The sequence below is a fragment of the Agrobacterium sp. genome (assembly GCF_059499945.1).
In genome coordinates this window covers 49,171-72,735 of the sequence record NZ_JCABZP010000014.1, presented here as the reverse complement: position 1 = coordinate 72,735, position 23,565 = coordinate 49,171, and the positions used below count along the sequence as shown (strand labels likewise).

The 23,565-nt window shown below is 59.0% G+C and carries 21 protein-coding genes and 1 tRNA gene; 4 read left to right on the top strand and 18 right to left on the bottom strand.

Features of this window, described 5'->3' with window-relative positions; genetic code table 11:
- Positions 1–2: 2 nt before the first annotated feature.
- From AC5I5B_RS12060 to AC5I5B_RS12025, 8 genes are all read right to left on the bottom strand, one after another.
- Positions 3–803, bottom strand: a complete 801-nt coding sequence (locus AC5I5B_RS12060; protein ID WP_003514406.1) for a purine-nucleoside phosphorylase — start codon at positions 801–803, stop codon at positions 3–5.
- Positions 803–1,192, bottom strand: coding sequence for a cytidine deaminase (locus AC5I5B_RS12055; protein WP_019564546.1), 390 nt, complete (start codon positions 1,190–1,192; stop codon positions 803–805). Before AC5I5B_RS12055 ends, AC5I5B_RS12060 begins: the two co-directional genes overlap by 1 nt.
- A 19-nt stretch (positions 1,193–1,211) precedes the next feature.
- Positions 1,212–2,183, bottom strand: a complete 972-nt coding sequence (locus AC5I5B_RS12050; protein WP_003514401.1) for an ABC transporter permease — start codon at positions 2,181–2,183, stop codon at positions 1,212–1,214.
- Between the two features lie 6 nt (positions 2,184–2,189).
- Entirely contained in the window at positions 2,190–3,293 is a 1,104-nt protein-coding gene (locus AC5I5B_RS12045; protein WP_111833792.1) for an ABC transporter permease, read from the bottom strand.
- Positions 3,294–3,300: 7 nt separating this feature from the next.
- Positions 3,301–4,806, bottom strand: coding sequence for an ABC transporter ATP-binding protein (locus tag AC5I5B_RS12040; protein WP_080865699.1), 1,506 nt, complete (start codon positions 4,804–4,806; stop codon positions 3,301–3,303).
- Positions 4,807–4,894: 88 nt separating this feature from the next.
- Positions 4,895–5,887, bottom strand: a complete 993-nt coding sequence (locus AC5I5B_RS12035) for a BMP family lipoprotein (protein WP_003514392.1) — start codon at positions 5,885–5,887, stop codon at positions 4,895–4,897.
- 213 nt (positions 5,888–6,100) lie between these two features.
- A complete protein-coding gene (gene msrA, locus AC5I5B_RS12030) occupies positions 6,101–6,751 on the bottom strand; it encodes a peptide-methionine (S)-S-oxide reductase MsrA (RefSeq protein ID WP_087743158.1) in 651 nt (216 codons plus the stop codon).
- A 76-nt stretch (positions 6,752–6,827) separates the two neighbouring features.
- Positions 6,828–7,145, bottom strand: a complete 318-nt coding sequence (locus tag AC5I5B_RS12025) for a hypothetical protein (RefSeq protein WP_060722723.1) — start codon at positions 7,143–7,145, stop codon at positions 6,828–6,830.
- Between the two features lie 219 nt (positions 7,146–7,364).
- Between AC5I5B_RS12025 and AC5I5B_RS12020 the strand changes: the two genes are divergently transcribed.
- From AC5I5B_RS12020 to dnaJ, 3 genes are all read left to right on the top strand, one after another.
- A tRNA-Ser gene (locus AC5I5B_RS12020) sits at positions 7,365–7,454 on the top strand.
- A 296-nt stretch (positions 7,455–7,750) separates the two neighbouring features.
- Entirely contained in the window at positions 7,751–9,652 is a 1,902-nt protein-coding gene (dnaK, locus tag AC5I5B_RS12015; protein ID WP_003507226.1) for a molecular chaperone DnaK, read from the top strand.
- Between the two features lie 89 nt (positions 9,653–9,741).
- On the top strand, positions 9,742–10,878 hold the full coding sequence (gene dnaJ, locus AC5I5B_RS12010) for a molecular chaperone DnaJ (protein ID WP_003507223.1): 1,137 nt from the start codon (positions 9,742–9,744) through the stop codon (positions 10,876–10,878).
- A gap of 67 nt (positions 10,879–10,945) precedes the next feature.
- Here dnaJ and AC5I5B_RS12005 read toward each other — a convergent pair whose 3' ends face one another.
- The 10 genes from AC5I5B_RS12005 to polA all read right to left on the bottom strand — a co-directional run bounded on the left by AC5I5B_RS12005 (position 10,946) and on the right by polA (position 22,631).
- Complete coding sequence (locus tag AC5I5B_RS12005) at positions 10,946–11,497, bottom strand: DUF924 family protein (RefSeq protein WP_087743156.1); 552 nt, start codon at positions 11,495–11,497, stop codon at positions 10,946–10,948.
- A 13-nt stretch (positions 11,498–11,510) separates the two neighbouring features.
- Positions 11,511–11,723 (bottom strand): SlyX family protein, encoded by a 213-nt coding sequence (locus AC5I5B_RS12000; protein WP_087744208.1) that lies wholly within the window; start codon positions 11,721–11,723, stop codon positions 11,511–11,513.
- 148 nt (positions 11,724–11,871) lie between these two features.
- Positions 11,872–13,377, bottom strand: coding sequence for a tripartite tricarboxylate transporter permease (locus AC5I5B_RS11995; RefSeq protein WP_003507211.1), 1,506 nt, complete (start codon positions 13,375–13,377; stop codon positions 11,872–11,874).
- Between the two features lie 9 nt (positions 13,378–13,386).
- On the bottom strand, positions 13,387–13,848 hold the full coding sequence (locus AC5I5B_RS11990) for a tripartite tricarboxylate transporter TctB family protein (RefSeq protein WP_035213079.1): 462 nt from the start codon (positions 13,846–13,848) through the stop codon (positions 13,387–13,389).
- A 97-nt stretch (positions 13,849–13,945) separates the two neighbouring features.
- Positions 13,946–14,929, bottom strand: a complete 984-nt coding sequence (locus tag AC5I5B_RS11985) for a tripartite tricarboxylate transporter substrate-binding protein (protein WP_060723017.1) — start codon at positions 14,927–14,929, stop codon at positions 13,946–13,948.
- Between the two features lie 197 nt (positions 14,930–15,126).
- The gene (locus AC5I5B_RS11980; RefSeq protein WP_080865692.1) at positions 15,127–16,473 is read right to left on the bottom strand and encodes a sigma-54-dependent transcriptional regulator; all 1,347 of its coding nucleotides are present in this window, start codon (positions 16,471–16,473) and stop codon (positions 15,127–15,129) included.
- Positions 16,470–18,272, bottom strand: a complete 1,803-nt coding sequence (locus AC5I5B_RS11975) for a sensor histidine kinase (protein ID WP_060722720.1) — start codon at positions 18,270–18,272, stop codon at positions 16,470–16,472. The genes AC5I5B_RS11980 and AC5I5B_RS11975 overlap by 4 nt, the downstream gene beginning before the upstream one ends.
- A 186-nt stretch (positions 18,273–18,458) precedes the next feature.
- Complete coding sequence (gene rpmF, locus AC5I5B_RS11970) at positions 18,459–18,644, bottom strand: 50S ribosomal protein L32 (protein WP_003507205.1); 186 nt, start codon at positions 18,642–18,644, stop codon at positions 18,459–18,461.
- 192 nt (positions 18,645–18,836) lie between these two features.
- On the bottom strand, positions 18,837–19,556 hold the full coding sequence (locus tag AC5I5B_RS11965; protein ID WP_060727127.1) for a DUF1868 domain-containing protein: 720 nt from the start codon (positions 19,554–19,556) through the stop codon (positions 18,837–18,839).
- A gap of 75 nt (positions 19,557–19,631) precedes the next feature.
- The gene (gene polA / locus AC5I5B_RS11960; protein WP_060727128.1) at positions 19,632–22,631 is read right to left on the bottom strand and encodes a DNA polymerase I; all 3,000 of its coding nucleotides are present in this window, start codon (positions 22,629–22,631) and stop codon (positions 19,632–19,634) included.
- A 415-nt stretch (positions 22,632–23,046) separates the two neighbouring features.
- Between polA and AC5I5B_RS11955 the strand changes: the two genes are divergently transcribed.
- Positions 23,047–23,481 (top strand): MarR family winged helix-turn-helix transcriptional regulator, encoded by a 435-nt coding sequence (locus AC5I5B_RS11955; RefSeq protein WP_035213110.1) that lies wholly within the window; start codon positions 23,047–23,049, stop codon positions 23,479–23,481.
- Positions 23,482–23,565: the final 84 nt, after the last annotated feature.

The window sequence follows — 23,565 nt, the reverse complement described above, 5'->3', positions numbered from 1 at the left end:
GGTCACGCTCCTCCTGCGATCATTTCTTTCAAGATGGCGGCAAGCCTCTTGCCGCCTACCGGAGCCATGTCCTTGGTTTCCTCATGGCTCAGTTCAGCGCCAGTCATGCCGGCACCGTAATTGGTAATAACCGATGCGGCGGCAACGCGCATCCCGAAAAAGCGGGCGAGGATGACTTCCGGCACGGTGGACATGCCGACGGCATCCGCACCCAGCAGCCGCGCCATGCGGATTTCCGCCGGCGTTTCGAAGCTCGGGCCGGAAAACCACATATAGACGCCGCCGAACAAGGGCACCGTCGCGCGGATCGCGGCATTACGCATGGCGAGCATCAGGTCCGGATCATAAGCCGTGGTCATGCCGACGAAGCGGTTGTCGCTCTCTTCGCCAATCAGCGGGTTCATGCCGGAATAATTGATATGATCGGTGATCTGCATGACCGAGCCGGGCGGTATGTCCTGCCTGACCGAGCCTGCAGAATTGGTGAGGATGAGCGACTGCACGCCAAGACCGGCGAGCGCCTCAATGACCGCGCGCATGGCGGCCGGATCGCCTTTTTCGTAATAGTGCACCCGGCCGGACAGCATCATCACCGGCTCGCCACCAAGATATCCGGCCACCAACTCGCCCGCATGGCCAGAAACGCCGCTTGCAGGGAAACCGGGAAGTTCGGCATAGGGCACGCGGATCGCATCGCTGACCTCGTCCACAAGCGACCCCAGGCCTGAGCCCAGCACGATGGCGATGCGCGGCATCAGGCCATTCAGACGCTCCACCAGAATATCGATCAGCGTATCCGGCATCAGGGCAGCTCGGTCTTGAAGCTGAAGGGCAAAAGTTCATCCATGGTCATGACCTTCTGAACACCGGTTTCGTCACAGAGATAGACCTTGGTGTCTGGCGAGGCGAATTCGGCGATCTTCTGCCGGCAGCCGCCGCAGGGCGGGCAAAGAGCAAGCTTTTCCGCGATGACGGCGATCTCGCTTATCTTCTTTGCTCCACCCATGATCATGGCGCTGATGGCCGAAGGCTCGGCGCACCAGCCTTGAGGGAAGGAGAGGTTCTCGATATTGGCGCCCTTGTAGATCTTACCGTCTTCAGCGCGGATTGCCGCACCGACAGGGAATTTCGAATAGGGCGCATGGGCAAAGGCCATGGCCTCCACCGCTGCCTCGAACAACTGATGGGACATTGGTTCACGGGACATGGATTTAACGCTCCTTCGCATAGGCAACGCCACCGGCCTTGGGGGGCTTGGCGACGCCGATGAAACCGGCAAGCAGGATGCAGGTCAGAATATAGGGCATGGCCTGGAAAATCTGCACCGGCACCTCGCCGATGCCGGGCACGGATTTGCCCTGCATGAAGTTGGCGAAAGCATCCAGGAAACCGAAGAGCAGGCATGCGAACATGACCGGCACCGGCTTCCATTTCGCGAAGATCAGCGCGGCTAGTGCGATATAGCCCTTGCCGGCCGACATGTTGGCGATGAAGGCCGCCGATTGCGCAACGGCGAGATAGGCGCCCGAAAAACCGCAGAGGAAGCCGGCAACGATGACGGCGCGGTAACGCATCCATGTCACCGAAATGCCCGCCGTATCGACCGCGCCCGGATTTTCACCCACCGCGCGCAGGCGAAGGCCGAAACGGGTGCGGTAAAGCACCCACCAGGACAGCGGCACCGCCAGAAAGGCGAGATAGGTCAGGATATTGTTGCCGGAAATGACATTGGCGTAGAGCGGGCCGATGAAAGGCACTTCGCGCATCGCATCCGCACCGGGCAGGATGATCGGTGCGAAACGGCCTTCGCCCGGCAATTGCGGCGTGCGCCCGCCCTGCCCGAACCACGCCTGCCCCAGAACCACCGTCAGACCGGCGGCAATGAAGTTGAGCGCCACGCCCGACACGATCTGGTTGCCGCGATTTGTGATGACGGCAAAGCCGTGGATCAGCGAAAACAGGATGGAGACGGCAATGCCCGCAAGCAGGCCGGCCCAGGGATTTGCGGTGAGATAGGCGACACAAGCCGAAGCAAAGGCTGCCGCCAGCATCTTGCCTTCAAGGCCGATATCGAACACGCCCGCGCGTTCGGAAAAAAGCCCGGCAAGCGCCGTGAACAGAAGCGGGATGGTGAGACGGACGGTCGAGCCGAGAATGCTGACCAGCATATCGAAGAAATCCATATCAGCTCACCCCTTTGCCAAGCGCTGGTAGATGCGGACGATAGCCGGCCGGTACATGTATTCGAGCGCGCCGGCAAACAGGATAACCAGACCCTGGATGACCACGATCATCTCGCGGGTAATGTTCGGCATCTCGAAAGAGAGGTCTGCGCCGCCCTGATAGAGAATGCCGAACAGCAATGCCGCGAAGATGATGCCGAGCGGATGGCTTCGCCCCATCAGCGACACGGCGATGCCGACGAAACCTGCGCCACCGACGAATTCCACCTGCAGGCGGGCGGAAGCGCCCATGACAGGGTTCAGCGCCATCATGCCCGCCAGACCACCAGAAATGAGCATGGCGATGATGACGGTGCGCGCATAGGGAATGCCGGCATAAACGGCCGCTGAAGGGCTGACGCCGAGCGTGCGCATCTCGTATCCGAGCTTGGTGCGCCAGATCAGCACCCAGACGAGGAAACACATGACCAGCGCGATGATGAAGGAGACGTTGAACGGCGCCGGCCCGAGCTTGAGGCCGAACAGCGCCATCAGCCAGTCCAGCTTCGGTAATTGGCCACCGGCCAAGAAAGTGCGCGTTTCCGGGGCCATCTTGCCCGGCACGATCAGCACATTCACCAGCAGATAGACCATCAAGGCCGCGGCGATGAAGTTGAACATGATGGTGGTGATGACGACGTGGCTGCCGCGTTTTGCCTGCAGCCATGCCGGAATGAAGGCCCAGGCCGCGCCGAAAAGTGCAGCACCGATGACGGCGAAGGGCATCGTCACATACCAGGGCACATAACGGTCGAGCGCAAGCGCCACCAGTGCGGCACCCAGCCCGCCAATATAGGCCTGACCTTCGGAGCCGATATTGAACAGGCCGGCATGGAAGGCGACCGCAACGGAGAGGCCGGTGAAGATGAAGCTAGTCGTGTAAAACAGCGTGAAGCCGATGGCGTCGCCACGACCGAGGGCGCCTTCGATGAGCAGGCGAAGCGCCGCGAGCGGATTTTCACCGATGGACCAGACGACGAGGCCGGAAATCAGAAAGGCGGTGACGACGTTCAGCAGCGGCAACAGGCCGTAGCTGATCCAGTTTGGCAGGGGAGTGGAAGCGGTGCTCATTCATGCCTCATGCGGCGATGCCGGCCATCATCAGGCCCAGCGTCTGTTCTTCGGCTTCCGCCGTTTTTTCTCCAACGACACGCCCGGCGAACATGACCATGATCCGGTCCGAAAGGGAACGGATTTCATCGAGTTCAACCGAAACCAGCAAGATCGCCTTGCCGGCATCGCGCATTTCGATGATGCGGCGATGGATGAATTCGATGGCGCCGATATCCACACCGCGGGTCGGCTGACCGATGATCAGCATCTTGGGGTCACGCTCGATTTCGCGGGCAACGACGATCTTCTGCTGGTTGCCGCCGGAAAAATTGGCGGTCTTCAGCTGCGGGTTCGGCGGGCGGATATCGTATTTCTCGATTTTTTCGACCGCATCCTTGCGGATGGCTTCGGGATTGAGGAACGGTCCCTTGCCGTAACGCTCATCGTGGTGATAGCCGAGGATGGAGTTTTCATATTCCTCGAATTTCAGCACCAGCCCCATATGGTGCCGGTCTTCCGGAATATGCGCGAGACCGAGCTCGCGCAAAATGGCCGGATCGGGACGGTCGACCTTCTGCCCGGCCACCCATATCTCACCCGAGTAAGGCTTGCGGATGCCGGCGATCGCCTCAAGGAGTTCGGACTGGCCATTGCCGGCCACACCGGCGATACCGACGATTTCACCGGCGCGGACATCGAGAGAGACATCATCCACCATGGTGACGCCACGGCTGTCCTTGACGGTGAGATTGCGGATGGAGAGGAGAACTTCGCCCGGCGTCGTCTCGCCCTTTTCCACCCTGAGCAGCACCCGGCGGCCGACCATCAGCTCGGCCAGTTCCTCGACGCTGGTTTCGGAAGTCTTGCGGGTCGCCACCATTTCGCCACGGCGCATGACGGAGACGGAATCCGTGATCGCCATGATCTCGCGCAGCTTGTGGGTGATCAGGATGACGGTCTTGCCCTGCTCTCGCAAGACACCCAAAATCTTGAAAAGGTGATCGGCCTCAGCCGGTGTGAGAACGCCGGTCGGCTCATCGAGGATCAGGATTTCGGCGCCACGATACATGGCTTTGAGGATTTCGACGCGCTGCTGCAGGCCAACGGGCAATTCCTCGATCACCGCATCGGGATCGACTTCCAGCCCGTAATCGTCCTCGAGGCGCTGCAGCTCCTTGCGCGCGGCTGCCCGACCCTTGGCGAGCGATGCTCCGCCTTCCGCGCCCAGCATGACGTTTTCAAGCACGGTGAAATTTTCCACCAGCATGAAGTGCTGATGCACCATACCGATGCCCGAACTGATCGCGGCCTGACTGTCACGGATCGAGACCGGCGCACCATTCACCCGGATTTCGCCAGCATCGGCCTGATAAAAACCGTAGAGGATCGACATCAGGGTCGATTTTCCGGCGCCGTTTTCCCCGATGATGCCGTGGATCGTACCCTTGGCAACGGTCAGGTTGATATTCTTATTGGCGTGAACGGCACCGAATTTTTTATCGATGCCCACGAGTTCGATTGCTGGGTCCATACTCAAACCGAAACCTCTCCGAAGGCTGGATATGAAAAGGGCGCAAGGTGAAAAATCACCATGCGCCCCAGACACATATCATATCATATCATTTCGGGCAGGAATTGTCCGCCATATAGTCATGAACCTTGATGGTGCCGGCAATGATGTCGGCCTTCGCCTTGTCCACGGCGGCGGTCATTTCCGGCGTGATCAGGGCCTTGTTGTTGTCGTCGAGAGCATAGGCAACGCCGTCTTCCTTGACGCCGAGAGCAACGATGCCGGGGGTGAACTTGTCGTCCTTGGCATCCTTGTAGGCGTTGTAGACGGCCAGATCGACGCGCTTGACCATCGAGGTCAGAACCGAGCCGGGGTGCAGGTGGTTCTGGTTGGAATCGACGCCGATCGAGAATTTCTTGTTGTCGGCAGCGGTCTGCAACACGCCGATACCGGTCGCACCGGCTGCCGCGTAGATCACGTCAGCGCCCTGGTCGATCTGGTTCTTGGTCAGTTCGCCACCGCGCACCGGATCATTCCAGGCCGCACCGGTGGTGCCGGTCATGTTCTGGAAGACTTCGATCTTGTCGTTGGCAGCCTTGGCGCCCTGCGCATAACCACAGGCGAATTTGCGGATCAGCGGAATATCCATGCCGCCGATGAAGCCGACCTTACCGGTCTTGGAGGCCATGCCTGCCAGAAGACCGACGAGATAAGAGCCTTCGTGCTCCTTGTAAACGACTGAGCGGACATTCGGCAGCTCGACGACGGAATCGACGATGACGAACTTGGTGTCAGGGAATTCGGCTGCAACCTTTTCCATGGCCGACGTCCAGGCGAAGGACACGGCAACAACCGGGTTAAAGCCCTTGCTGGCGAAGTTGCGGATAGCCTGCTCACCCTGCGTATCGCTGGTCGGTTCAAAATCGCGGAACTCGATGCCCGTTTCCGCCTTGAACTTTTCAGCGCCAGCCGCGGCGGCTTCGTTGAACGACTTGTCGAACTTGCCGCCCGTACCATAAACCAATGCCGGCTTGATATCGGCAGCAAGCGCGGAAGCCGACATGGCGGCGAGCGCAAAAAGCGTCAGAAGGGATTTTTTCATTGTGCAGCCCTGTTGTTGCAATTGATATTTTAAGGGTCCTCCCGCAAACCCGTTGACCGGGAATGTCTGCGGAACCGCCAGCCGTTATCCCGGCTGTGCTTGGCTCATATCCTTGCATGGCTCAATGAAAAATTCATCCGGTTTTTTTGACCCGGTGGAAAAACTTTATTCTGGCGCTTTTTTGGTCTTTCCACCGCGCGACCTGCAAAAAATCTAGTCGATATTGCAGCTTACGCCCGTTCCCCTGAGGCCGCAGTAGCCACCCGGGTTCTTGGCAAGATATTGCTGATGATAGTCTTCAGCGTAATAAAACTTTTCAAGCGGCCCGATCTCGGTGGTGATGGTACTGCCATGGCCAGCCTCCTCCAAAGCCTGTTGAAAAGCATCGCGGGCCTTCTGCGCCTGCTGCAACTGGCCTTCCGTCGTCGCGTAGATGGCGGAACGATAGGTCGTGCCGACATCATTGCCCTGTCGCATGCCCTGCGTCGGATCGTGCTCCTCAAAAAATATCTTCAAGAGGCCCGAGAGCGAGATCACGGCCGGATCGTAGACAACCTTGACCACTTCCGCGTGGCCCGTCTGACCTGTCGTCGTCTCCTGATAGGTGGGATTGCGGGTGAAACCGCCGGCATACCCCACCGCCGTCACCCACACACCCGGCGTTTTCCAGAACAGCCGTTCCGCGCCCCAGAAGCAGCCCATGCCGAGATAGATGGTTTCAAGGCCGTCGGGATAAGGCCCCTTCAAAGGCCGGCCATTGACGAAATGGGCCTCCGGAACCGCAAGCGCCGCTTCACGGCCAGGCAAGGCGGTTTCTTGCGTCGGCATCGTCGTCTTTTTTGAAAGCGTATCGAACAGGAACATTCGGTCCTCCATGCGGCCAGCTCCGCCGCTTTTCATGGTTCACATCTGCGGGCGCGCGCAATTCGGCTGACACAAGTCAGGCTGACAAACGCCTCATCGGCCTGTGTTTCCTGTACCCCGCCATCCAGCAGAGCAGGGAAAGCGCCAGGGAAACGGCAAATGCGGGCACCGCCGTCAGGGCATTTTCAATGAAGCGCCACGCTTCAGGGTGAATATAGTGAGCCAAGGCCGCTTCCACCATGGTGCGGGAAGCAGGAAGAAGATAGTTCCAGACGGACAGGATGCCGGTGATGTCGACCGAGGATGTGGAAACCGAGCGGATCGAATCGAGCACGCCCAGAAAAACCGCCGCAACGAGGAAAAGAAAGCTCAAAAACCGCAAAAAAGCTTTCATTGGTATACCTCGCTCACGATCTGCCGGTCAGACAGCCACTTTTTGAAACCTATAATGCATCGATAAAGGTGGGAAAACCGGTTTGCAATCGCGTCGGAACACAGGAAATTGCCGACATTTCAAAAAACTGTCAGATTCGTGTTGATCCCTGCGAATTCATCGGTATATATCGCGCCGTTCCAGTGATTTGCATTCTTCATGACATGCAGACTTGAAAAAGGACAGGTGGCCGAGTGGTTTAAGGCGCACGCCTGGAACGCGTGTGTGCGTGAAAGCGTACCGTGGGTTCGAATCCCACCCTGTCCGCCATTTCACCTCATCTTCACCGACTTACATATGAACCTTGGTGTTGCCGACCGTGTTGCAAGGACGTAGCGTCAAAGTCGCGTTTTTCCGCTTCCGCATGCGTTGATGGCTATGCTTCTGCACAGACAAGGGATTCATCCGCTTTTTGCTGCTCTTACCCCTCTCTTGCGCCTTGCAGCAGGAAAAATCGCTCCTTATATACGCCGCATAACTGCAGCGAATACTGCAAATCCAAGTCAAGGAGTTGTCAATGGAATGCCTCACGGGGTTCCGACGGCTCGCTTCAAGGAGAGAAGAGCATGGCAAAAGTAATCGGTATCGACCTTGGCACGACCAATTCCTGCGTCGCAGTGATGGACGGCAAGGACACGAAAGTAATTGAAAATGCGGAAGGCGCGCGCACCACGCCGTCCATGGTGGCATTTTCCGACGATGGCGAACGCCTTGTCGGCCAGCCGGCCAAGCGCCAGGCGGTCACCAACCCGACCAATACCCTGTTTGCGGTGAAACGCCTTATCGGCCGCCGTTACGAAGACCCGACCGTCGAAAAGGACAAGGCTCTTGTCCCCTTTGAAATCGTCAAGGGCGACAATGGCGACGCATGGGTGAAGGCTCAGGACAAAAATTATTCCCCGTCGCAGATTTCCGCGATGATCCTTCAGAAGATGAAGGAAACGGCTGAATCCTATCTCGGTGAAAAGGTCGAAAAGGCCGTCATCACCGTTCCGGCCTATTTTAACGACGCCCAGCGTCAGGCAACCAAGGATGCCGGCCGCATTGCCGGTCTGGATGTTCTGCGCATCATCAACGAGCCGACCGCGGCAGCGCTTGCTTACGGCCTCGACAAGAAGGACGGCAAGACCATCGCCGTTTACGACCTTGGCGGCGGCACCTTCGATATTTCCGTTCTGGAAATCGGCGACGGCGTCTTCGAAGTGAAGTCCACCAATGGTGATACCTTCCTTGGTGGTGAAGACTTCGACATGCGTCTGGTTGAATATCTGGCCGGCGAGTTCAAGAAGGATCAGGGCATCGACCTGAAGAACGATAAGCTCGCCCTTCAGCGCCTCAAGGAAGCTGCCGAAAAGGCGAAGATCGAACTGTCGTCCTCGCAGCAGACCGAAATCAACCTGCCGTTCATCACGGCTGATGCTTCCGGTCCGAAGCACCTGACGCTGAAGCTGACCCGCGCCAAGTTCGAAAGCCTGGTCGATGACCTCGTGCAGCGCACCGTTGCGCCTTGCAAGGCAGCGCTCAAGGATGCCGGCGTTTCCGCTTCCGAGATCGATGAAGTCGTTCTCGTCGGTGGCATGAGCCGCATGCCGAAGGTGCAGGAAGTCGTCAAGCAGCTGTTCGGCAAGGAGCCGCACAAGGGCGTGAACCCGGATGAAGTGGTTGCCATGGGCGCCGCCATCCAGGCCGGCGTTCTGCAGGGCGACGTCAAGGACGTTCTGCTGCTCGACGTGACCCCGCTGTCGCTCGGCATCGAAACGCTGGGTGGCGTCTTCACCCGTCTGATCGATCGCAACACGACGATCCCGACGAAGAAGAGCCAGACCTTCTCGACCGCCGAAGACAACCAGTCGGCCGTGACCATCCGCGTTTCGCAGGGCGAGCGTGAAATGGCCCAGGACAACAAGCTGCTCGGCCAGTTCGACCTCGTCGGCCTGCCACCGTCGCCGCGCGGCGTTCCGCAGATCGAAGTCACCTTCGATATCGACGCCAACGGCATCGTGCAGGTTTCGGCGAAAGACAAGGGCACCGGCAAGGAACAGCAGATCCGCATCCAGGCCTCCGGCGGTCTTTCCGACGCCGACATCGAAAAGATGGTCAAGGACGCCGAAGCCAATGCCGAAGCCGACAAGAAGCGTCGCGCCGGTGTGGAAGCCAAAAACCAGGCCGAAAGCCTCATTCACTCCACCGAAAAGTCGGTGAAGGAATATGGTGACAAGGTTTCCGAGACCGACCGCAAGGCAATCGAAGACGCCATAGCCGCCCTGAAGACCGCTGTCGAAGCCGCCGAGCCTGACGCAGACGACATTCAGGCGAAGACCCAGACCCTCATGGAAGTTTCCATGAAGCTTGGTCAGGCCATTTACGAAGCGCAGCAGGCGGAGGCCGGTGATGCTTCTGAAGGCGGCAAGGACGACGTCGTCGACGCCGACTATGAAGAAATCAAGGACGACAAGAAGTCCGCATAATCGCGTGACTTCCCGTCTCCTGACAACATATGCAAGACATCCGGCTGCCGAGTGCAGCCGGAAATCCATTTGCGGGGCTTGTTAACTTAATGGCGAAAGCAGACTTTTACGAAACACTCGGCGTCAGCAAGACCGCGGACGAAAAAGAGCTGAAAAGCGCCTTCCGCAAACTCGCGATGAAATACCATCCGGACAAGAACCCGGATAACGCCGAATCCGAGCAGAAATTCAAGGAAATCAACGAAGCCTACGAAACGCTGAAGGACCCGCAGAAGCGCGCGGCCTATGACCGTTTCGGCCACGCCGCATTTGAAAATGGCGGCATGGGCGGCGGTGGCGGCTTTGGCGGCGGCGGTTTCGCCAATGGCGGCTTCTCCGACATCTTCGAGGACATCTTCGGCGAGATGATGGGTGGTGGCCGTGCGCGCCGCTCTTCCGGCGGGCGCGAACGCGGCGCCGATCTTCGCTACAACATGGAAATCACGCTGGAAGAAGCCTTCACCGGCAAGACGGCGCAGATCAGGGTTCCTACCTCGATCACCTGTGATGTCTGTTCGGGCTCTGGCGCCAAACCAGGTACACAGCCGAAAACCTGCGCTACCTGTCAGGGTTCCGGCCGCGTGCGCGCAGCACAGGGCTTCTTCTCGGTGGAACGCACCTGCCCCACCTGCCATGGCCGCGGGCAGACGATCTCCGATCCGTGCGGCAAGTGCCATGGTCAGGGCCGTGTAACGGAAGAGCGCTCGCTCTCGGTCAACATTCCCTCGGGTATCGAAGACGGCACCCGCATTCGCCTGCAGGGCGAAGGCGAGGCCGGCATGCGCGGCGGTCCGGCGGGCGATCTCTATATCTTCCTGTCCGTGCGTCCGCATGAGTTCTTCCAGCGCGACGGTGCCGATCTTTATTGCACCGTACCGATCTCCATGACGACGGCAGCGCTTGGCGGCACCTTCGATGTCACGACACTCGACGGCACCAAGTCACGCGTCACGGTTCCCGAGGGCACCCAGCCGGGCAAGCAATTCCGTCTGAAGGGCAAGGGCATGCCGGTGCTGCGTTCGGCGCAGACGGGCGATCTCTATATCCAGATTCAGATCGAGACGCCGCAGAAACTCAGCAAGCGTCAGCGCGAGCTGTTGCAGGAGTTCGAGCAGCTCTCCTCGAAGGAGAACAATCCGGAATCGACGGGCTTCTTTGCCCGGATGAAGGAATTCTTCGACGGCTGATTTCCGCCGGTCCCAAGCTTTTAGGACGCCGCCATCCCTTGAGACTGGCGGCGTTTTCGTTTTGGGCTCAGCCGGAAAAGCCGCCTTCTTCCAGATATTGCCGTTCTTCTGATGTCGTTTCCCGCAGCAATATGTCGTTGCGATGCGGAAAACGGCCGAAACGTTCAACGATATCGCGATGCTCTTCGGCATGATGAAGATAAAGCCCGCCGAGCGGCTGGTTCAGGTCGCAGGCACGCCGCTGGGCGGCGATATCCTCCGCATGGGAAAAGGGCAGGTAGAAGAAGACGCGCAAATCCTCGCTCACGGCCTGATCATGGCCACGGCGAATGGCCTCGTCGGCGAAAAGCCGCGCCAGGGGGTCTGTGGCATACATGTGGGCGGTGCCACGAAAACAATTGCGCGGAAACTGATCCAGCAGAAGCATCAGCGCAAGGCTGCTTTCCGCACCCTCCAGCCAGTCATCCAGTTCGCGCCGTGCTGCCGCGAAATGGGCATCGCGGAAACGGTCGTGGAAATGACTGTCGAAGGCGGCGTCCTTGTCGAACCACTTGTCCGGCCCGGCCTTCTTCCAGAAATCGACGATATCGGCGGCAAGCGCGGCTGTGTCGTTTTTCATCTGCTCTTCCCTGTCAATAATGCGGCGGCCGGGTGATCGCAGGCGCGTCCAGCGATTGCTCCTCAAGGCTCAGGAACCTCTCCGTCAAGCGGTCGAGCTTGGCGCGGGTCTGCTCCACCACCTTCCACTGTTCCGCCAGCTGGTCGGACAGTTCCTCTATCACCTTCACCTGATACGCGACCGTCTCCTCGAGCGCGATGATTCGTTTTTCGGTTTCCGACGTCATATCGACCTCTCTTTCCAGCCCTTCCTTGGGCCTAAAAGCTTGCGAGTCAACCATATGTCGCTTTCGTGAAGCGAATTCGTCATGGTGATCCGGAAACGGAAAAAGCCGGCGATGTTTCCATCGCCGGCGTCGGGAAGTTTGATATTGCTTAGTCTTCTTCTACGAAAACCTCTTCTCGTTTCTTCTTCACGCTTGGCAGGAAGACGACGATCAGCACGGCCAAAGCGATGAAAAGCAGTGTGGCGCTGATCGGCCGGGTGACGAAGGTGGTTGGATCACCGCGGGACAGGATCATCGCGCGACGCAGGTTTTCCTCCAGGAGCGGGCCAAGCACGAAACCGAGGAGCAGCGGCGCCGGCTCGCAGCGCAATTTCACCAGCACGTAGCCGATGAAGCCGAAGAAGGCGACGGCATAGAGATCAAAGACGTTGGAATTGACGCTATAAACTCCGATGGCGCAGAAAGCCATGATGATGGGGAACAGCACATAATAGGGCACCGTCAATAGCTTAACCCACAGCCCGATCAGCGGTAGGTTCAGGACGACGAGCATCAAGTTGCCGATCCACATGGAGGCAATGATGCCCCAGAACAGCGCCGGCTGCTCGATCGCAACGTTTGGACCCGGCACGATCCCCTGAATGATCATCGCCCCAATCATCAGCGCCATCACCGGATTGGCGGGGATGCCGAGCGTGAGCAGCGGGATGAAGGAGGTCTGGGCGCCGGCATTATTGGCCGATTCCGGACCGGCCACACCGGCCACCGCGCCATGCCCGAATTCCTCCGGGTTCTTGGAGACGCGTTTTTCCACCGTGTAGGACGCAAAGGCCGCGAGGATGGCGCCGCCGCCCGGCAGGATGCCGAGCGCGGAACCGATGGCCGTGCCGCGTAGCACCGGGCCGACCATTTTCCTGAAATCCTCCCGCGTGGGCATCAGCCCGCTGACCTTGGCGATCAGCACCGAACGGGTGCGCTCGTTTTCGAGGTTGCGCAGGATTTCGGCGATACCGAAGACACCCACAGCCACGGCGACGAAGTTCAGACCATCGGCATATTCGCGGATGCCAAGGGTGAAGCGCGGCGTGCCGCTGTAGATATCCGTGCCGACCAGACCGAGCAGCAGACCAAGCACGACCATGGCCAGCGCCTTGACGATGGAGCCATGGGCAAGGGCGATGGACGAAACGAGGCCGACGACCATCAGTGAGAAATATTCCGCCGCACCAAACTCCAGCGCAATTGCGGTCAGAGGCGGCGCAAAGATCGCGACGAGGAAGGTGGAAACCGTGCCGGCAAAGAACGAACCGATGGCGGCAATGGCGAGAGCAGCCCCTGCCTTGCCCTTGCGCGCCATCTGATAACCATCGATGGCGGTGACGGCAGAGGAGGATTCGCCGGGCATGTTGATCAGGATGGCCGTGGTGGAACCGCCATATTGCGCGCCATAATAAATGCCGGCGAGCATGATCAGCGACGAGACGGGCTCGAGCTGAAAGGTGATGGGCAGCAGCATGGCAATGGTCGCCGTCGCGCCGATGCCGGGCAACACGCCGATCAGGGTGCCGAGCAACACGCCGATCAGGCAGAAGAACAGGTTTGCCAGCGATGAGGCGGTGACGAAACCGAGAGCAAGATTATCAAGCAAATCCATCGCAGCACCTCAAAATTTAAGCCAGGGGCCGAAGCGCTGGAACGGCAGGCCGAGACCGTAATTGAAAACAGCGACGGAGAAGGCCGTGATGGCTGCGGAAAGAATAATCGCCATGATCGGACTCATCTTGTGCGAGGCAAAGGAGGCGATGAGCGCGCTAAAAAACAGCGCCGGCACGAAACCAAGACCCCGGACAGTAAAACCGAAGAAGATCGGCGCGGGCAGGATGAAGAATATGCCACGCCATGCGATCGCTCCGATCCCTTCCCCGGCCGGGCGGGCTGAGCGGAGGAATATGATGCCACCGAGCAGAATGAGGATAATTGCCAGAACGAGCGGGAAATAGCCCGGCCCCATACGAAAGGCGGTTCCGATCTCCAGCCCATAGGACTGCAAGGCGAAAAAGACGCCAAGTCCCATAAAAATTGCCCCGCAGACTGCCTCGGCAGGGTCATTAAATAATGACTTCATGAAAGATGCCCCTCCACCGCGGCCGGCATCACACCGGTCCGCCTGTTAAAATGATCACGGTCGACCGGCGGCGATGCCGCCGGTCCTTCCGCGTTCATCAGTCGGCATATTGGCCGGCAGCTTCGATCACCGGCTTCCAGCGGGCGATTTCGCTTTCGAGCTTGGCCTTGAGTGCCGCCGGCGTCGCATCGCTTTCCGAAGAGGGCGTGGTGCCCAGTTCTGCAAAACGAGCCGCGACATTCTTGTCCTTCAGCGCGACCTGCAGCGACTTGGAGAGCTTTTCGTTGATTTCAGCCGGCGTGCCCTTGGGCGTATAGATGCCGTGCCAGATGCCAACCTCAAGCTTCGGCAGGCCCGCCTCGACGACCGTCGGCACGTCAGGCAGCACGTCCAGCCGCTTGGCCGTGGTTACGGCATAGGCTTTCACGGTTCCGCCCTGAATCTGCTTGGTGGTGTTGGTGGTCTGGTCGCACATGATGTCGACCTGGCCGCCGAGCAGATCGGTCATGGCCGGCCCAGTCCCCTTATAGGGAACGGTGACCAGTGGCGTCTCGATGGCGCTCATGAACAGCATGCCGCAGAGATGCGAGGCAGCGCCAATGCCGGCATTGGCAACCGTGACCTTGTCCTTGTTCGCCTTGGCGTATTCGATCAGCCCCTTCAGATCCTTCGTCTCAAGGGTCTTGCGCGACAGGATCGTCATCGGCACTTCGGTGACGAGACCAACATATTCGAAGGCGTTCAGCGTGTCATAGGCGAGCTTGCGGTAGAGTGTGGCGCTGGTGGCCATGCCGATATGGTGGAGAAGGACGGTGTAACCGTCCGGATCGGACGATGCCACACGACCAGCACCCAGCGTGCCGCCTGCGCCGCCGACATTTTCGACGATGATCTGCTGGCCGAGATCCTTCGACATGGATTCAGCAACAAGACGCGCGACCGTATCCGTCGGGCCGCCGGCAGCAAAGGGCACAACCATGGTGATATTGCGCTCTGGATAGTTCTGAGCGGATGCGGACAGCGCAAAAAGGGAAACGGCAGCGGCGGCAGCAAGGCCGGTGACTGTCTTCAGTATTTTCATCGATTCCTCCCGGATGAAAATGTTCGCCACTTCAGCCGCGCATGCTCCTCCATGGCGACCGGGGTGACATATTTGCGATCCGGGATTGCCGTTCAGCAATGGCGGTCTTGCAGTGGGATGCGCTTTTATCGCTATCGCGAGAGGCAATGGGTGGATTTCGACCCATAAGCACCTATTCATGGGTGGAAATCCACCCACTACACCTCGGTCATGTGCCGGTGCAGCCCGTATTTCTGCATTTTTTCATAGAGCGTTTTGCGCGAAATGCCGAGCGCCTCATAGACGGATTTCAGATTTCCGCCGTGGGCGGCAATTGCATGTGCGATCAGGCTTTTTTCATAAGCCGCGACCCTTGCAGCAAGAGCCGCTTTTCCGTCAGCCTGAAACGGCAACGACCCTTCGGAAACGTCGCTTTCCAGGCCGAGAACGAAACGGTCCGCGGCATTGCGCAATTCACGCACGTTGCCCGGCCACTCACGAAGGGAGATGGCCGAGAGCAGATTTTGCGGCACCTCCATGTCTTCCCGCCCGTAGCGCGCAGCAGCTTCCCGCACGAGATGCAGGAAGAGGAGCGGTATATCGGCACTGCGCTGCGAGAGAGATGGCACGAGAAGTGTAGCCACGTTGAGCCGATAAAGAAGATCGGCACGGAACCGGCCAGCCGCGACTTCCTGTTCCAGATCCACCTTGCTTGTGGCGATGAAGCGAACATCGAGTTCGACCGTTTCATTCGAGCCCAGACGGGTAATCACCCGTTCCTGCAGGACACGAAGGAAGCGGCCCTGCAATTCGAAGGGCATGGAGCCGATCTCGTCCAGCAGGATGGTGCCGCCGCGGGCATGTTCGAACTTGCCGTAGCGCGGGCGAAGCGCGCCGGGAAACGCACCCGCCTCATGACCGAACAATTCGCTTTCGATCAACGTCTGCGGGAGGGCGGCGCAATTGATCGCAACGAAGGGCCGGTTGCTTCTGGCACTGATATCGTGAAGCGCGCGCGCCACGACCTCCTTGCCCGCGCCGGTATCGCCAACGATCAGCGTATCGGCGTCCGTCGCGCCAATCGCGCGGATGCGGTATCGCAGATCGACCATGATCTGGGTTCTGCCGGGCAGACGTGTTTCGAGATCGTCGTGCTTGCCCGCCACCGCCTTGAGGCGGCGGTTTTCCAGCACCAGCGCCCGCCGGTCATTCGCCCTTTTGATGATGCCGGCGAGATATTGCGGCGTGAACGGCTTTTCGATGAAATCATAGGCGCCGTTGCGCATGGCGTTGACCGCAAGCTGCACATCACCATGGCCCGTCATCAGGATGACAGGTATTTCCGGATCGAGCTCGCGCACCTTCTGCAGCAACGTCATGCCATCCATGCCAGGCATCCTGATATCGCTGACCACGACGCCATCAAAGCTGTAACCGATGAGTTCGAGCGCATGCTCGGCACTCGCGAGCATGGTGACGGCAAAGCCGGAAAGCTCCAGCGCCTGCGCGGTGGAAAAGCGCAGCTCCTCCTCGTCATCAATCAACAGAACCCGCGACATGGTCATTCCGCAGCCGCCTCCACGCGCCAGGCGGCGGCTGGCAATTCGATCTCGAACTCCGCCCCGCCCTCTTCATGGTTTCTCACCCGCAGCTGACCGCCAAAATCCTTGATGATGTTGTAGGAGATGGACAGGCCAAGGCCCAGGCCGCGTCCCACACCCTTGGTGGTGAAGAAGGGATCAAAAATGCGCTCCGAAATCGCCGCCGGCACGCCGGGACCACGATCGCGGATGAAAATCGATACCATCTGGCCATGCTGGACGGCTTGCAGCGCAATATGGCGATCCTCGCGCCCTTCCACAGCATCGGCCGCGTTGGAGATGATGTTGACGAGCACCTGCTGCAATCTCACCGGGCCGGCTTTCACCGCAAGCTGCACCGGCCCGAGATCAACATCCAGCACCGCATCGGCGGCCTTCAACCGCGCACCGACAATTTCGAGCGTATCCCGAAGCACCGCCTCCAGACCCACCGCTGCCATTTTTTCGTTGGGCTTGCGGGCGAAATTCCTGAGATGCTTGCTGATCGACGCCATGCGGTCGATAAGGCCTGAAATACGCCTGAGGTTTTCCGTCACCTCTTCCAGCCGCCCGCGCTCCACGAGAAGCGAAGCATTTTCGGCATAGTTCTTGGCCGCGGCAAGCGGCTGGTTGAACTCATGCGACAGTGCCGCCGACATCTGCCCGAGGGCTGCAAGCTTGCCGGCCTGCACCAGATCGTTCTGCATCTTGCGCAGCTGTTTTTCCGTCTGGCGGCGTTCGGCGATTTCGTGTTCGATCTCCTGGTTCACCCGCGCCAGATCGGCAGTGCGCTCCTCCACCCGGCGTTCCAGTTCCGCCTGCGCCTCTGCCTGATGGATCAGCCGTTCGCGCAGACGCCGCCGTCTTTGCAGCATGGCCGCAATCACGGCGGCGGCCAGACACAGGCACAGGATTATCGCGATCATCGCGGTCTTGACCTGCGTCCTGAGCGAACCTGTATCCATCAGCACGCTGACCGTCCAACCGGCATCGGGCATGGGCTGTGACAGGAGCATATATTCCCTCTCGCCGTCGTCCTGGACGATCGTCATCAGCTGATGCGAACCGAAATTGCCGTTTTTCAGCGGCAGTTCCTTGAGGGTGGCATTGGCATACCGGCGGGAAGCCTCCGTTCGTGCCAGCCGTTCGGGCGTCAGCGGCATCAGACCGGAATAAAGCCATTGCGGCGTTCCGGTCATGAAGATGATGCCCTCAGGGTCCGAGACCAGAATTCGGTTCTCACCATCGCCGAATGAGGCCTCTATGCCTTCAATATCGACCTTGAAGACGATGACGCCCTTGATTTCCTCATTGAAGAGGATGGGCGCGGAAAAATAATAGCCGCGCTTATGGGAGGTGGTGCCAAGCGCGAAGAACCGCGACTGCAAGCCCTTCGCGGCATCCTGAAAATAAGGGCGGTAGCTGAAATTCTCACCAACGAAACTCGTCGGACCATCATAGTTGCTGGCGGCGATAGTCTCCCCGTCGAGCGTGATGATGTAGATATCGGAGGATTCCAGCAGGGTGTTAATAGATTTGAGGTAGACATTGGCGCGCTGGCGCAGCTCGGCATCCTTGGGATGTGCGACCAGTTCCTCAATGTCGTCGTGATCGGCGATCAAGGCGGGCAGCGGCTCGTAACGGTTCAAAAGCCCGCCGAGAGCGGAGACAGCCAACCGGAGGGTCGTGCGGCCCTGCTCGGACATTTCGCCGAAATAGCTTTCCGCAATGATGCCGCCGCCTCTCGTCACGGCGCCATAACCGAGACCGAAGCTGAGAAGCATCAACAAAATCCAGCGATATTTCACCGAAGCTCCCCTCCTGTTGCAGGCATCAAACCTGCTCTCCCTAAAAGAGTGTAGGTGGAGCGGCCGAATTTTCCAAGTGAGCGGAAAAGGCAGCCAGACAGTCCCAAAAACAAAAAACCGGCCACGAGGACCGGTTTTTTGCAAAGATGATTTCAGAAAAGCTTATGCGCTTTCCTTCGGCGTCAGAACCTGACGACCGCGATACATACCGGTCTTCAGATCGATATGGTGCGGGCGGCGCAGTTCGCCGGAGTTCTTGTCTTCAACGTAGGTCGCAGACTTGAGACCGTCAGCCGAGCGGCGCATGCCACGCTTGGACGGGCTTGTTTTTCTTTTTGGTACAGCCATTTTTGTTACTCCACTTAAGCGGCGAAACAACGGAACCGGCCAGAACCAAAGGCCGAATGTCGGATGTCTCGATATCGGAAATTTGGCGCGCTTATACATGCCCAAACGGGCTTTGACCAGCCCTGACGCGCATTTTTTCCGATTCAGCGGAATAAGCGCAACAAGCGATCGTCAGGCATCGCAAATCATGGCTCACGTCTTATCGAAAATGACGCGCTCCTTGAAGTGGTTCATGTCCCGGAATTCACAGAAAGCTGGCGGACGCATCTCAATGACCGGCGCTGCGGCGCGCAGCTTTTCCAGTTCCTCGTCGAGCATCACCTGCCAGCGCGGCAAGCATTCCGGCTCGAACCAGCTGATGATGTAGGACAAGGTGATATGAAACTCATAAGTGCCGTGATCAGGATGTCGGTAGCCGAAGAAATCGGCGAATGTATCCCGCCAGAGAGCCACGATCCGATCGTCCTCTACGGTTGCACCCTTCATGACCAGTCCCACCGGGCGCAGACCCGTAACCTGCATGTTGAACGCCGGCAGGGCCGGAAAGGCGGAAAGACGCTGGCGATAATATTCCGTCATCACGTCGATCGGCGTATCGAGCGGCATGTTCTCCGGCCAGTAGGGCAAAGCGCGCCGAAATTCGATAATGCCCTGAAACACCGTCATGTGCAGGCTGGAAACCGGCGTGAAGGCAAGCTGCGGCGCCTCCGGCGTATCCAGAAAACGCTGGCGGGTTGCAATGATGGCTTTTTCGGTCTGCGACCCTTCGACAAGATGGCACACAACCGTATTGCCCGGCTCTGGCAGGAACTCACCATCAGCATTGTAGCGGCTACCCAGATGGCGCGGCGGCTGATCGTGATCAGCGGCAGAAATATACTCAAGATCTTTCGAGACGAGCGGGGCGTGCATGGGAAACTCCTTGTAAGAATTTCCCCCTAGTACCTGCACGCAACAAGGCAATGACATCGACCGCCTGAAGAGCGATCAGTGCGCCTCATCCCAATTGTCGGCCGCGCGGGCATCCACTTTCAGTGGCACCTTCATCGAAATCGCCGGCATGGCCGCGTTTTCCATGACAGAGACGACGACGGGCAAGGTCTTTTCGATCTCCGCTTCCTCGACTTCGAAGATGAGTTCGTCATGCACCTGCAACAGCATGCGGGCGGAAAGTTTTTCCGCCTCCAACGCGGGCTCGATGCGGACCATGGCACGGCGGATGATATCGGCAGCCGAGCCCTGGATCGGCGCGTTGATGGCCGCGCGCTCGTTGAATGCTTTTACCGAAGGATTGGAAGAGCGAATTTCCGGATAATGCGCGCGGCGGCCGAAAATCGTTTCGACATAACCGTTTTCGCGGGCGAAGGCCTTGGTCGCCTCCATGTAGTCGCGAATACCGGGAAAACGCTCGAAATATTTCTTGATATAGTCGCCTGCTTCGGAGCGGGCGATGCTGAGCTGATTGGCAAGGCCAAAAGCGGAAATGCCGTAGATGATGCCGAAGTTGATGGCCTTGGCGCGGCGGCGCACTTCCGACGGCATGCCTTCGACAGGCACGCCGAACATTTCCGATGCCGTCATCGCATGAATGTCGATGCCGTTTTCGAAAGCGTTGCGAAGCTGCGGAATGTCGGCGACATGCGCCAGCACGCGCAGTTCGATCTGGCTGTAGTCGGCCGACAGGAGCTTGTGACCCGGCGTGGAGATGAAAGCCGTGCGGATCTTGCGCCCTTCCGCCGTGCGGACCGGAATGTTCTGAAGGTTCGGTTCCGAGGAGGACAGGCGTCCCGTGGTGGTGGAGGCGAGCGCATAGGACGTATGCACCCGCTTTGTCTCGGGATGGATATATCCCGGAAGTGCATCCGTATAGGTCGATTTCAGCTTCGTCAGCTGCCGCCAGTCGACGATCTTGCGCGGCAGTTCGATACCTTCCGCCGCGAGATCTTCCAGAACCTGTGCCGATGTCGACCATTGACCGGTCTTGGTCTTGGAACCACCCGGCAGACCCATCTTGCCAAAAAGGATATCGCCGAGCTGCTTTGGCGATCCGATATTGAAACGCTCGCCTGCCAGCTCGTAGATTTCCTCTTCGAAGGACGCAGCCTTCTGCGCGAGTTCGCCGGAAAGGCGCGAGAGAATCTGCCGGTCGATGGTGATGCCGCGCTCTTCCATATGCGCCAGAACCGGCACGAGGGGGCGCTCCAGCCGCTCATAGACCTTGGTCAGCCGTTCCGACACAAGCCTCGGCTTCAGCGCCATCCATAGCCTTAAGGTGACATCCGCGTCTTCCGCCGCGTAGGCTGTCGCCTTGTCGATATCGACAAAATCGAAGGTGACGCTCGACTTGCCCGATCCCGCCACGTCCTTATAGGCGATCGGCGTGTGGCCAAGCCAGCGTTCGGACAGCGAATCCATGCCGTGCGTGGCCTTGCCGGCCTCGAGAACATAGGAAATCAGCATCGTGTCGTCGAAGCTCTGCATGACGACGCCGTGGCGTTTCATCAGCAGATAATCATATTTGAGGTTCTGGGCGACTTTCAGGACAGCTTCATCTTCGAGCAGGTCCTTCAGGCGCGCCAGCGCCTCGGCAAAGGGCACCTGCCCCTCCGCCATTCTGATGCCATCGCTGAAGAGATCGCCGCCGGAGCCGGTCTTGTGCGTCAAAGGAACATAAGCGGCCCGGATATCGGTGCCCGTGGCATCCTTGCCATTATCGGCAATGGCCAGCGAAAAACCGACAAGTTCGGCCTGCATCGGATCGAGCGAGGTCGTTTCCGTATCGAAGGCGACAACGCCCGTCTCCCGGGCCGCCGCAATCCAGCGGTCGAGCGTCGGAAGATCCCTGATCGTTAGATAGGCTGTCGTATCGATCTTGGCGGCGGAAAAAAGCGCCTGTCGCGCTGCGGCCAGATCGGCGGGCGCGCTGCCCTCCCCCGTTACTTTTCTTGCCGGAGCGGCGGGCGAAGCCGCGGCGCCAGCGGTGTTAGTGGCCACTTCACCAGCCTGAACGGCAGGGGCTGGCGCATCAAGATCGGGACCATGGGCATCGGCACCCCATTGCACTGGCACATTGGCAGGGTCGATGGCAGAAGCGTCGGTTTCGGTCGCCTCGGCCACCCGGCGTGTCAGCGTCGTGAACTCCATCGCCTTCAGGAAGGCGATCAGTTTCGGCCCGTTCTGCGGTTCGAGCACCAGAGCTTCAAGCGACTGCTCCAGCGGCACATCAGTCCTGAGCGCCACAAGCTGTCTGGAAAGGCGGGCAAGTTCCGCATTGGCGATGATATTCTCCCGCCGCTTCTGCTGCTTGATTTCGCCAGCACGGGTCAGGAGGGTATCGAGATCGCCATATTCCTCCAGCAACTGCGCCGCCGTCTTCGGGCCGATGCCGGGAATGCCGGGCACATTGTCGGTGGAATCGCCGGTCATCGCCTGCAGGTCGATCATCTTTTCAGGGCCTACGCCCCACTTCTCGATGACATCAGGAATGCCGATCTGCTTGTCCTTCATGGCGTCGTACATGTGTACATTGGCCGTGACGAGCTGCATCAGATCCTTGTCGGAGGAGATGATGGTGACATCGGCGCCGATCGCTTCGGCCTGCCGGGCATAGGTGGCGATGATATCATCAGCCTCGAAGCCTTCCGTCTCGATGCAGGGAAGGTTGAAGGCCCGCGTCGCTTCGCGGATCAGGCCGAATTGCGGCACCAGATCTTCCGGCGGTGCGGTGCGGTTGGCCTTGTAGAGATCATAAAGCTCGTTGCGGAAGGTCTTCGATGAATAGTCGAAAATCACCGCGAAATGAGTAGGCGTCACGCCGACATCGGTATTGCGCGCATCCCTCAAGAGCTTCCACAACATGTTGCAGAAGCCGGAAACGGCGTTGACCGGCAGCCCGTCCGACTTGCGGTTCAGCGGCGGGATTGCATGGAAGGCCCGGAAAATGAAACCGGAACCGTCAACGAGGAAGAGATGATCGCCTTTTTTCATGGGTAGCATGGATAGCGCGGGGCCGTTTTGACGTCTACCGAAACTTCGCACAACGCACCGTAAAGAGCGGGGAATGGGGCTCCAGCACAGACCTGCAAAATTCACCTGAACGTTACCGATTTGTAATCCGCCCTTCCCTTGAAAAGCCGCATTTGCAGACACATTTCATAAGGGACGGCGCCTGATCACGCCGTAGTCTGATAGCTGGCTCGTCCCCCGCCGCGTCAGACCGGACAAAGGCCTTTCCCCCTCTCCGGGCCTTTGTCCTCCAATATGACCGCCATGGCCGACCCCTCCCGGCCATGGCGGTTTTATTTTATGCGCCGTTTCGGGCTGGCCTAAACATATCATGCGATATATATCGCGCTATTGAATTGCCGGGCTGAGCCGGCCGTGATGTTTTATGGGCGGAAAAATGGGTTTTTCCCGGGACGAATCGGCGATCTATCTCGCCTCGAAAATGGCGCGGGAATTCACCATGGCGCTGCAGAAAAGAGCCGCCGCCCTGGGTTTCTCGCCCGGACAATTCCCCATTCTCATCGAACTTTGGCATGAGGACGGCCTGACGCAGCGACAATTGCTTGATAGAATCGATGTCGAACAGGCGACGCTCGCCAATACGCTCTCACGCATGGAACGCGACGGGCTGATCATCCGCAAATCCCATCCAAGCGACCGCCGTGCCCAGATCATCGAGCTGACACAGCGCGGCAGGGATCTGGAAGCCAATGCCATTGCAGCTTCCGAAGCCACCGAAGATGCACTGCTCAAGGATTTCCGGCGTTTCGAGAGACAGCTTTTGCTGGAATATATGCGCCGGGCGATCGAAAGCGCCAAAAAAGCGAAATAGCATTTACAGCCCGAAACCACTTCGCACTTTCCCTGAACTGCTCTATCGTTCCGGCGGCCGCACGTTTGCCGATTCACGACGCGC

Bases quoted from the DNA above. Each gene is read 5' to 3' on its own strand.
- AC5I5B_RS12005 (WP_087743156.1), bottom strand. From the start codon at position 11,497: ATGAAAAACGACACAGCCGCGCTTGCCGCCGATATCGTCGATTTCTGG.
- dnaK (WP_003507226.1), top strand. From the start codon at position 7,751: ATGGCAAAAGTAATCGGTATCGACCTTGGCACGACCAATTCCTGCGTC.
- AC5I5B_RS12055 (WP_019564546.1), bottom strand. From the start codon at position 1,192: ATGTCCCATCAGTTGTTCGAGGCAGCGGTGGAGGCCATGGCCTTTGCC.
- AC5I5B_RS11975 (WP_060722720.1), bottom strand. From the start codon at position 18,272: ATGCTTCTCAGCTTCGGTCTCGGTTATGGCGCCGTGACGAGAGGCGGC.
- AC5I5B_RS11965 (WP_060727127.1), bottom strand. From the start codon at position 19,556: ATGCACGCCCCGCTCGTCTCGAAAGATCTTGAGTATATTTCTGCCGCT.
- rpmF (WP_003507205.1), bottom strand. From the start codon at position 18,644: ATGGCTGTACCAAAAAGAAAAACAAGCCCGTCCAAGCGTGGCATGCGC.
- AC5I5B_RS11980 (WP_080865692.1), bottom strand. From the start codon at position 16,473: ATGACCATGTCGCGGGTTCTGTTGATTGATGACGAGGAGGAGCTGCGC.
- polA (WP_060727128.1), bottom strand. From the start codon at position 22,631: ATGAAAAAAGGCGATCATCTCTTCCTCGTTGACGGTTCCGGTTTCATT.
- AC5I5B_RS11990 (WP_035213079.1), bottom strand. From the start codon at position 13,848: ATGAAGTCATTATTTAATGACCCTGCCGAGGCAGTCTGCGGGGCAATT.
- AC5I5B_RS12040 (WP_080865699.1), bottom strand. From the start codon at position 4,806: ATGGACCCAGCAATCGAACTCGTGGGCATCGATAAAAAATTCGGTGCC.
- AC5I5B_RS12045 (WP_111833792.1), bottom strand. From the start codon at position 3,293: ATGAGCACCGCTTCCACTCCCCTGCCAAACTGGATCAGCTACGGCCTG.
- AC5I5B_RS12050 (WP_003514401.1), bottom strand. From the start codon at position 2,183: ATGGATTTCTTCGATATGCTGGTCAGCATTCTCGGCTCGACCGTCCGT.
- AC5I5B_RS12025 (WP_060722723.1), bottom strand. From the start codon at position 7,145: ATGAAAGCTTTTTTGCGGTTTTTGAGCTTTCTTTTCCTCGTTGCGGCG.
- AC5I5B_RS12000 (WP_087744208.1), bottom strand. From the start codon at position 11,723: ATGACGTCGGAAACCGAAAAACGAATCATCGCGCTCGAGGAGACGGTC.
- AC5I5B_RS11985 (WP_060723017.1), bottom strand. From the start codon at position 14,929: ATGAAAATACTGAAGACAGTCACCGGCCTTGCTGCCGCCGCTGCCGTT.
- AC5I5B_RS11955 (WP_035213110.1), top strand. From the start codon at position 23,047: ATGGGTTTTTCCCGGGACGAATCGGCGATCTATCTCGCCTCGAAAATG.
- dnaJ (WP_003507223.1), top strand. From the start codon at position 9,742: ATGGCGAAAGCAGACTTTTACGAAACACTCGGCGTCAGCAAGACCGCG.
- AC5I5B_RS12035 (WP_003514392.1), bottom strand. From the start codon at position 5,887: ATGAAAAAATCCCTTCTGACGCTTTTTGCGCTCGCCGCCATGTCGGCT.
- AC5I5B_RS11995 (WP_003507211.1), bottom strand. From the start codon at position 13,377: ATGGATTTGCTTGATAATCTTGCTCTCGGTTTCGTCACCGCCTCATCG.
- msrA (WP_087743158.1), bottom strand. From the start codon at position 6,751: ATGTTCCTGTTCGATACGCTTTCAAAAAAGACGACGATGCCGACGCAA.
- AC5I5B_RS12060 (WP_003514406.1), bottom strand. From the start codon at position 803: ATGCCGGATACGCTGATCGATATTCTGGTGGAGCGTCTGAATGGCCTG.